The 8,721-nt window shown below is 35.2% G+C and carries 10 protein-coding genes and 2 pseudogenes; all 12 read left to right on the plus strand.

What is annotated here, in order from left to right; all coding sequences use genetic code 11:
* Positions 1 to 180: 180 nt before the first annotated feature.
* A pseudogene (locus GQ596_RS11300) lies at positions 181 to 318 on the plus strand (VENN motif pre-toxin domain-containing protein); the annotation flags it as partial.
* 678 nt (positions 319 to 996) lie between these two features.
* Positions 997 to 1,143, plus strand: a pseudogene (locus GQ596_RS11305) (hemagglutinin); the annotation flags it as partial.
* Entirely contained in the window at positions 1,140 to 1,562 is a 423-nt protein-coding gene (locus GQ596_RS10770) for a hypothetical protein (RefSeq protein WP_160401727.1), read from the plus strand. The pseudogene GQ596_RS11305 and the gene GQ596_RS10770, both read left to right, overlap by 4 nt.
* An 84-nt stretch (positions 1,563 to 1,646) precedes the next feature.
* On the plus strand, positions 1,647 to 2,069 hold the full coding sequence (locus tag GQ596_RS10775; RefSeq protein WP_160401728.1) for a hypothetical protein: 423 nt from the start codon (positions 1,647 to 1,649) through the stop codon (positions 2,067 to 2,069).
* Positions 2,070 to 2,644: 575 nt separating this feature from the next.
* Complete coding sequence (locus tag GQ596_RS11135; protein ID WP_160401729.1) at positions 2,645 to 4,924, plus strand: VENN motif pre-toxin domain-containing protein; 2,280 nt, start codon at positions 2,645 to 2,647, stop codon at positions 4,922 to 4,924.
* A 7-nt stretch (positions 4,925 to 4,931) separates the two neighbouring features.
* The gene (locus tag GQ596_RS10785) at positions 4,932 to 5,465 is read left to right on the plus strand and encodes a hypothetical protein (protein WP_160401730.1); all 534 of its coding nucleotides are present in this window, start codon (positions 4,932 to 4,934) and stop codon (positions 5,463 to 5,465) included.
* Between the two features lie 165 nt (positions 5,466 to 5,630).
* The gene (locus GQ596_RS10790; protein ID WP_160401731.1) at positions 5,631 to 5,972 is read left to right on the plus strand and encodes an adhesin; all 342 of its coding nucleotides are present in this window, start codon (positions 5,631 to 5,633) and stop codon (positions 5,970 to 5,972) included.
* Positions 5,973 to 5,986: 14 nt separating this feature from the next.
* Positions 5,987 to 6,520 carry a hypothetical protein gene (locus tag GQ596_RS10795; protein WP_160401732.1) on the plus strand — a complete coding sequence of 178 codons (534 nt, stop codon included), beginning with the start codon at positions 5,987 to 5,989 and terminating at the stop codon, positions 6,518 to 6,520.
* A 165-nt stretch (positions 6,521 to 6,685) separates the two neighbouring features.
* Positions 6,686 to 7,027, plus strand: a complete 342-nt coding sequence (locus tag GQ596_RS10800; protein ID WP_160401733.1) for an adhesin — start codon at positions 6,686 to 6,688, stop codon at positions 7,025 to 7,027.
* 9 nt (positions 7,028 to 7,036) lie between these two features.
* Positions 7,037 to 7,558 carry a hypothetical protein gene (locus GQ596_RS10805; protein WP_160401734.1) on the plus strand — a complete coding sequence of 174 codons (522 nt, stop codon included), beginning with the start codon at positions 7,037 to 7,039 and terminating at the stop codon, positions 7,556 to 7,558.
* A 165-nt stretch (positions 7,559 to 7,723) separates the two neighbouring features.
* Complete coding sequence (locus tag GQ596_RS10810; RefSeq protein WP_160401735.1) at positions 7,724 to 8,065, plus strand: adhesin; 342 nt, start codon at positions 7,724 to 7,726, stop codon at positions 8,063 to 8,065.
* Positions 8,066 to 8,079: 14 nt separating this feature from the next.
* A complete protein-coding gene (locus GQ596_RS10815) occupies positions 8,080 to 8,613 on the plus strand; it encodes a hypothetical protein (RefSeq protein WP_160401736.1) in 534 nt (177 codons plus the stop codon).
* The last annotated feature ends 108 nt before the right edge of the window (positions 8,614 to 8,721 follow it).

Raw genomic sequence — 8,721 nt, forward strand, 5'->3', positions numbered from 1 at the left:
ATGGGTAAAGACGGCAACTGGGAGAGTGATAATGAAACAGCAAGATTAGTATCGCATGCGATACTGGGTGCGGTGGTAGCGGAATAACAAGGCAACTCAGGCCTTGCCGGTGGAGCGGGAGCTGTAGGCGGCGAGCTAGCGTCAAAAGTTATCTTAGATAACCTCTATGGTGGAAAAGACATCAAAGACCTCACTGAAGCTGAAAAACAAAACATCAGTGCGTTAACTCAATTAGTGATGGGACTATCAACCGCAGTAAGTGGCGGAGATGCAGGAGACATCAGCACCTCGATAGCTGCGAGTAAAAATGCGGTTGAGAATAATAAGTTAACTATTCCCAAACCGACACCATGGTTTGGCTTAGAAATGCTAATTACACCAAGTGAGTTGGGTAGTGGGATGCTTTCTTCTGCGCTGATTTACCCAGATTTTGTAGCACAAAATATATTAATTTTTGATTTAGGATTGACGCCTGAAGAAGCTAGACAATATATAGATTCATTGCCACCTAATACTTTACGAGAGCTTGTTAGCTATAATAATAAAATAACAGAAGATGAGTATAATGAAGCCTTTTCGCAAGCGGTAATTGCTTTATATCATAAAACAACAATAGCAATAGATCCAAATGATCGTCCAAAATTAGAAGGCTACCCAATACCAGAAGAACCACGATATCCTCTACCGGGTTACAAACCACTAGATCCAGATGAATTAGGGCCAAATCATACGGGACATGATGGCGGTTTAGATGATTTTGATATTCGTCATGATACTGGTGGAAATCAGATCCCGGATAAAGATTGGCAGGATAACATTCTAACATCCCAACAACCGCATGAGCCAAATAAGGGCGCGGTGGGAAATATGGGGGAATTTTTAGGACAACCAGGTTTTGGTACAAATGTAAAAAATAACTCCACTAAAACTAAACGGCAATATGATGGACAAAGTATTTATACTGCGAATAAACCAATAAATGATTTTATAGATAAAGGTGACCAATTTTATTTAGATGGGTTACATAAAGATCACATTGAAGTTTTTAATAGTAGAGGCAAATTTAAATTTGTATTAAATTTAGATGGTTCACTTAATAGAGATAAAACGGCTCAAGCAAAAGGCAGGAGATTACCAAAATGAATGTAGAAATAGATTTTGAAGAATTAAAAAGGACAATTTTATTAGCAGCCAAAAAACAAGAGCTTTCAGAAAATTATGTAAATGAAAACTGGATGATTGCTTATGATTTTGACGAAAATAAAAGATATACCATAATATTTAATAATTTAAAAGAAGAGATTAAATTATTAAATCAAGCTATAGTAGCGAATGATTTATTAACATCTATGAGTGCCATTATTATGGCGACAGCATTTTCACAAATTCTAGCAGATTTTTTTGACAAAATTAATGATGATATTTTTCAGTTAGGTTGGGGAGATGAACTAAAAGACAAATGGCCTAAGATTCCAGAAGACTATAAGGTTCCTGCGCATTATGATTATGAAGAAAGATATAAACCTTATAGTCAACAAATAGCTGATAAGTCTTCTTCATAATCAGCAAGGCAAACCCTAAAATCAACTTATCTTGCTCAGATAATGATAAAGAACTAAACAAATACACGGTAAGAGATGATCAAAATGAATGTAGAAATAGATTTTGAAGAATTAAAAAGGACAATTTTATTAGCAGCCAAAAAACAAGGGCTTTCAGAAGAGTATGTTATTAAAAATTGGCATATTAATTATAAAATTAACCAAAATGAAGAGTTTATCGATATATTAAGTAATTTTCAAAAAGAGATTAAATTATTAAATCAAGCTATAACAAACAATGATTTATTGACTTCTATAAGAGCCATTGTTAGAGCAAAAGTATATTCACAACTTCTGGCTGATTTTTTTGAAAAAATTAATGATGATATTGCCCAGCTACTTTGGGGAGATGAGCTAAAAGACAAATGGCCTAACCTTCCAGAAGGTTATAAAGTGCCAGCGCATTATGATTATGAAGAAACCAATAAAACTCATAGTCAACAAATAGCTGAGATGTCTTCTTCATAAGCAACAAGAAAACTCTAAAATCAGCTTGTTTTGCTCAATTTTAATGATGACCGAGTGGCCGATGTAAAAGTCTATCTGTTCAAGCTATCGTCCTTTAATGGTGAGCAGAGGTCTGGGATTTTGTTTGTGGGATGTATAACTGATGGTATAAAACCAGTCAGTGGGTTGTGGTGCAGGTTTTTGCCTGTGATTGATTTTAGCTTAGAATGTATCTTAACCCGACAATCCTAGCCGATATTAGTATATTCATTATTAAAAAATGGTAGTTAATACTGTCAACAAATCTTATGATTCATTTTTTAAATTGCTAATTTGGGCTTAGCATCATTTTAGCGATTATTATTTTTATGCGCTTTTGTAATAAATAAAGCCTACTTACTGTATTGCTCATGGTGTCTTATATTCCTCTATTCAAAACATAAAAAACACACTAATTCACTATTTTTACTTACAAAAAGTTGGTCAGAAAACATATTGATTTTATTTGAATTTTTTGTGTTGGCCGTGACAGTAATATCATCAGAAGGAAATATACTAGCAAAAACAAAGCGAGCTTTGATGTTAGCCAAGTCTCGGTGAGTGGCGGCACTGGCGGAGCGGGCGCCCCGACGGCGTATCAAAATAGTGGAAAAGAGTCCAGTATAACGCATTCAGCGGTAGAAAACGGACAACTCATCATCCGCAATAAAGACGACCAAAAACAAGATATCAACGAACTAAGTCGAGATACCGAGCATGCGAATAACTCACTCAAACCGATATTTAACAAACAAAAAGAGCTAGACAAATTAGAATCGGTAGAGCTAGTTAAAGACATCGCTCAACAAGCCAAAGGGGTGGTAAACAAATATGACCGCTTACAGGCGCAAAATAAATTAGACAACGACGAAGAAGCCAAAAAAGCGCTAGACAATAAGACTAAAGAGCAACTAAAAGAAGAAAAGCTTAAAGCCGAACAAGACCCGAATTACACAGCTAAAACCTATGATGAAATTTATCAACAAAATTATTATGATGCTGTCAGTGATATAGTAATTAAAAATGCAAAAAACAACCTAGGCACCATGGGTGGAGATGTCAGCAAAGGGATTGACACAGCGACATCGATTATCACAGGCATTATTACTGGTGACATGACAGGAGGCCTTGCGGGGGCCAGTGCGCCGTGGATAGCCGAACAGATAAAACTGCACACAGGGCATATGGATAAAGACGGCACTTGGGTGAGTGATAATGAAACAGCAAGATTAGTATCGCATGCCATACTCGGCGCGGTGGTAGCGGAATTACAAGGTAACTCAGGGATAGTCGGTGGAGCAAGTGCCGTAGGAGGCGAGCTAGCGGCAAAAGTCATCATTGATAACCTCTATGGTGGAAGGGACATCAAAGACCTCACTGAAGCTGAAAAACAAAACATCAGCGCATTAACCCAATTAGTGATGGGACTATCAACCGCAGTGAGTGGCGGAGATGCAGGAGACATCAGCACCTCGATAGCTGCGAGTAAGAATGCGGTTGAGAATAACCGACTACTTACCCCAACAGAAAAGAAACGTATTGATGAGCTTGTTAAAGGAAATGAACGAGAAGATTTATTATATCGTGCAGCAGCTTGTGCATTAATTCATTGTTCAGCTGGATTAGCGGATGATGACCCAGATAAAGCAGCGTATTTAGCATTAGAAGAGCTAGGTAATAGCCCTGAGCTAGAATCCTATAGAGAACAATTGAAAGGTCAAACAACTGAAATTGAAGTCGAATTACCACCTTATATTACAGGAGGGGGCAAAGAGTCTTATAAAAAAATAGAAGAATTATTTGAATATACGACAGGCAATAAAATTTCAGATACGATGACCTATTATGACAGTGAATACAGCATAAGTACCCGAGCAGGAGGAGTCCTTCAAGTTGGGATGGCTGTCGTAGATGGAATGGCCGCAGTCGCATTATCACCGGGTTGTACCGCATTGGTAGTAGGTTGTCTACCAAGTGCATATTTAACATGGTCAATGGTTGATAATGGTGCGACGGGATTGATGGTCATTTATAATGGCAAAACTTATCATACGCAAACAGCCGAGGGGCTTTCTAAGATATTAGGCATGTCAGCATCAGATGCTGAATTGTTATTTTCACTCTCAGCAGGTGGAGTTACCGCAAAAGGTTTGAGTGATTTAGCTTGGAAAGCTAGAGCTACAGGGCAGAAGTTATCGGCTAAAGAAGTAGAGCAAATAAACGAGGGTATTAAGAGAGTAAAAGCGGGAAAACAGCCAACACTCCCTAACGGTTATACTTCACAAGGAGCTAATGTTGTCGGACCGAAAGGCGGCGTTTATACCCATACAGGAAAATTTGATGCCGCAGGTAACCCAATATATACTAATAACGGTGCTTATTATACTTTTGAAAATGGTGCAAAAACGAAGGTGCCATCGCCGAATACAGGGAAAACAACCAACGGTCGCCCACATTCATCCACATCAGAAAAAGATGTTGGCGCTAGCTTGCCTCCAGATTATAGAGGTCAAGTAAGTTATAAAGATGGTGTAGAAGTCCCTCACGGCACAAAAGGAAGTGTAAGACCTGATTTTTGTAATGGCACAACTTGTTCAATAGAAGTAAAAAATTATGATATAAGCAAATATGCTGATAATTTGATTAATAATATTTCTAAACAAGCACTTGATAGAAGTAAGCATTTACCAAATGGTATGCAACAACAAGTTCGGATAGATGTTAGAGGGCAGCATTTAACACCCGCGTTAGAATTCAAAATTAGACGAGGAATTGTTCGAAAATCTAACGGAATAATTAGCTCAAAACAAATTGAATTTTTGAAAGATAAAAGGTAATTAAATAATGTTATTAACTATTGGTATTAGAGGTGGGGGCTCTGTATTTATTCTAGGTACAGACAGTGATATGAAATTATTTTTTGATTGTATTTCATATTATCTTTTGCCTAAATATCCTAAAGAAGATTGGTCTATTTTAACAGACCGTTTATATCGTCGATATTTAAAATTAGAAGAGCTAGATAATGCTGAATCGTTAATGAAATTGGTCGAGGAGGAGTTTAAACAGTTAGATAAAGAAGCCATTGATTGGGGGCCTATTTTATCAGGTAAAGCCAAAAGTGATTTAGACAGAACAAAATCAACTTTATATGATATTTTTGATAGTTACTTTTATGCATTTCATTATTGTGTTGAATCTGCCAAGATAAGTTATGAGGGCTTTAAATCAGAACCCGATTATGAATATGAGCCAGTAATGGTGACTATAACTACATTACCTTACTCAATAAGCTATAAACAAATACCGCTATCTGTTTTTGATAACTTAGGCGCGGATGAGAAGCCGATTTGGTGGACAGGGAAAATTCCTAAATAACCTTGTTTTACTTTTCCAATTCTGTGACAAACCTCGCAGAATTGGAATATATAATTCAATTTATAACTAAGTTATAAACTCTAACACCAATTGGGTTTGTTTGGTTTTAATCGTAAAGAGTTATCCGTATAAAAATCCACATTAGAAATAGATGTGGGCGCCAGCTTGCCTCCAGATTATAGAGGTCAAGTAAGTTATAAAGATGGTGTAGAAGTCCCTCATGGCACAAAAGGAAGTGTAAGACCTGATTTTTGTAATGGCACAACTTGTTCAATAGAAGTAAAAAATTATGATATAAGCAAATATGCTGATAATTTGATTAATAATATTTCTAAACAAGCACTTGAACGACAAAAACATTTACCAAATGGTATGCGACAAAAGGTTGTAATAGATGTTAGAGGACAGCATTTAAGTAAATTACAAGAATTCAAAATTATGCGAGGAATTGTTCGAAAATCTAACGGAATCATTAAACGAGAACATATTACATTTAAAAGAAAATAAGGAGTGAATGAATAATGTCAGAAAATACCGGTTTTTTTGGAGGGAGTTCCGTATTTCCTCTAGGTACAGACAGCGATATGAAATTATTTTTTGATTGTATTTCATATTATCTTCTGCCTAAATATCCTAAAGAAGATTGGTCTATTTTAACAGACCGTTTATATCGTCGATATTTAAAATTAGAAGAGCTAGATAAGGCTGAATCGTTAATGAAATTGGTCGAGGAGGAGTTTAAACAGTTAGATAGAGAAGCTATTGATTGGGGACCTATTTTATCAGGTAAAGCCAAAAGTGATTTAGACAGAACAAAATCAACTTTATATGATATTTTTGATAATTACTTTTATGCATTTCATCAGTGTGTTGAATCTGCTAAGATAAATCATGAATGGTTTAAATCAGAACCCGATTATAAGTATCAACCAGTAATGGTATGCATGGCTAAAGTGCCTTATGTTGTTGATTACAGGCATATACCTTTATCTGTTTTTGATAATTTAGGTGCGGATGAGAAGCCGATTTGGTGGACAGGAAAAATTCCTAAATAACCTTGCTTTATTTTTCCAATTCTGTGACAAACCTCGCAGAATTGGAATATATGATTCAATTTATAACTAAGTTATAAACTCTAATACCAATTTGTATTGCTCGTTTTTAATCGTAAAGAGTTATCCGTATAAAAATCCACATCAGAAATAGATGTCGGCGCCAGCTTGCCCCCAGATTTTAGAGGTCAAGTAAGTTATAAAGATGGTGTAGAAGTCCCTCATGGCACAAAAGGAAGTGTAAGACCTGATTTTTGTAATGGCACAACTTGTTCAATAGAAGTAAAAAATTATGATATAGGCAAATACGCTGATAATTTGATTAATAATATTTCTAAACAAGCACTTGAACGACAAAAACATTTACCAAATGGTATGCGACAAGAGGTGGTGATAGATGTTAGAGGGCAGCATTTAACACCTGCTATGGAAGCAAAAATTACAAAAGGAATTGAAAAAAAATCTAATGGAATCATTAAAAAAGAACAAATAATCTTTAAAGACAAGTAAGGATATTTTATGCGTGATATAAAAACAGGCTTTATTGGTGGTGGAATTTGTATTGATCTAGGGACGGATAGTGATGTTCGACTGTTTTTTGATTGTATTTCATATTATCTGCTGCCCAAATATCCTGAGAAGAATTGGTCTGTCTTAACTGATCGTTTCTATCGCCGATATTTGAAATTAGAAGAGCTAGATACGGCTGAGTCTTTAATGAAATTGGTCGAGAAAGAGTTTAAACAGTTAGATCGAGAAGCCATTGATTGGAATCCTATATTATCAGGTAAAACTAAAAGTGATTTGGATAGAACAAAATCAACTTTATTTGATATATTTAGTCAATATTTCAGAGCGTTTTATCGCTGTATGGAATTTGCTATTTATGAACACAAACATGAAAATCTTTATCGACCTATAATGGTGGCTATAACTACAATACCTGATGTTGTTGTTTATAAAAATATACCACTATCTGTTTTTGATAACTTAGGCGCGGATGAGAAGCCGATTTGGTGGACAGGAAAAATTCCTAAATAACCTTGTTTTGCTTTTCCAATTCTGTGACAAACCTCGCAGAATTGGAATATATGATTCAATTTATAACTAAGTTATAAACTCTAACACCAATTGGGTTTGTTTGGTTTTAATCGTAAAGAGTTATCCGTATAAAAATTCACATTAGAAATAGATGTGGGCGCCAGCTTGCCTCCAGATTATAGAGGTCAAGTAAGTTATAAAGATGGTGTAGAAGTCCCTCACGGTACAAAAGGGAGTGTAAGACCTGATTTTTGTAATGGCACAACTTGTTCAATAGAAGTAAAAAATTATGATATAAGCAAATATGCTGATAATTTGATTAATAATATTTCTAAACAAGCACTTGAACGACAAAAACATTTACCAAATGGTATGCGACAAAAGGTTGTAATAGATGTTAGAGGACAGCATTTAAGTAAATTACAAGAATTTAAAATTAAACAAGGGATAGTTAGAAAATCTAACGGAATCATTAAACGAGAACATATTGCATTTAAAAGAAAATAAGGAGTAAATGAATAATGTCAGAAGATACCGGTTTTTTTGGAGGGGGTTCCATATTTGCTTTAGGCACAGACAGTGATATGAAATTATTTTTTGATTGTATTTCATATTATCTTCTTCCTAAATATCCCAAAGAAGATTGGTCTATTTTAATAGACCGTTTATATCGTCGATATTTAAAATTAGAAGAGCTAGATAAGGCTGAATCGTTAATGAAATTGGTTGAGGAGGAGTTTAAACAGTTAGATAGAGAAGCCATTGATTGGGGGCCTGTTTTATCAGGTAAAGCCAAAAGTGATTTAGACAGAACCAAATCAACTTTATATGATATTTTTGATAGTTACTTTTATGCATTTCATCAGTGTGTTGAATCTGCTAAGATAAATCATGAATGGTTTAAATCAGAACCCGATTATAAGTATCAACCAGTAATGGTATGCATGGCTAAAGTACCTTATGTTGTTGATTATGTGGATATACCACTATCTGTTTTTGATAACTTAGGCGCGGATGAGAAGCCGATTTGGTGGACAGGAAAAATTCCTAAATAATCTGTAGTAGATCAAACTTAATCTGTGGTAACTCAAATTTAACCATACAATCCAAACACTATATTAGTGTATTCGTTATTAAAAAGTGGCAGTTAACACTGTCACTAA

Origin of the sequence: Gilliamella sp. Pra-s60 (assembly GCF_009795755.1) — a bacterium.
In the GTDB taxonomy this organism is placed as follows: domain Bacteria; phylum Pseudomonadota; class Gammaproteobacteria; order Enterobacterales; family Orbaceae; genus Gilliamella.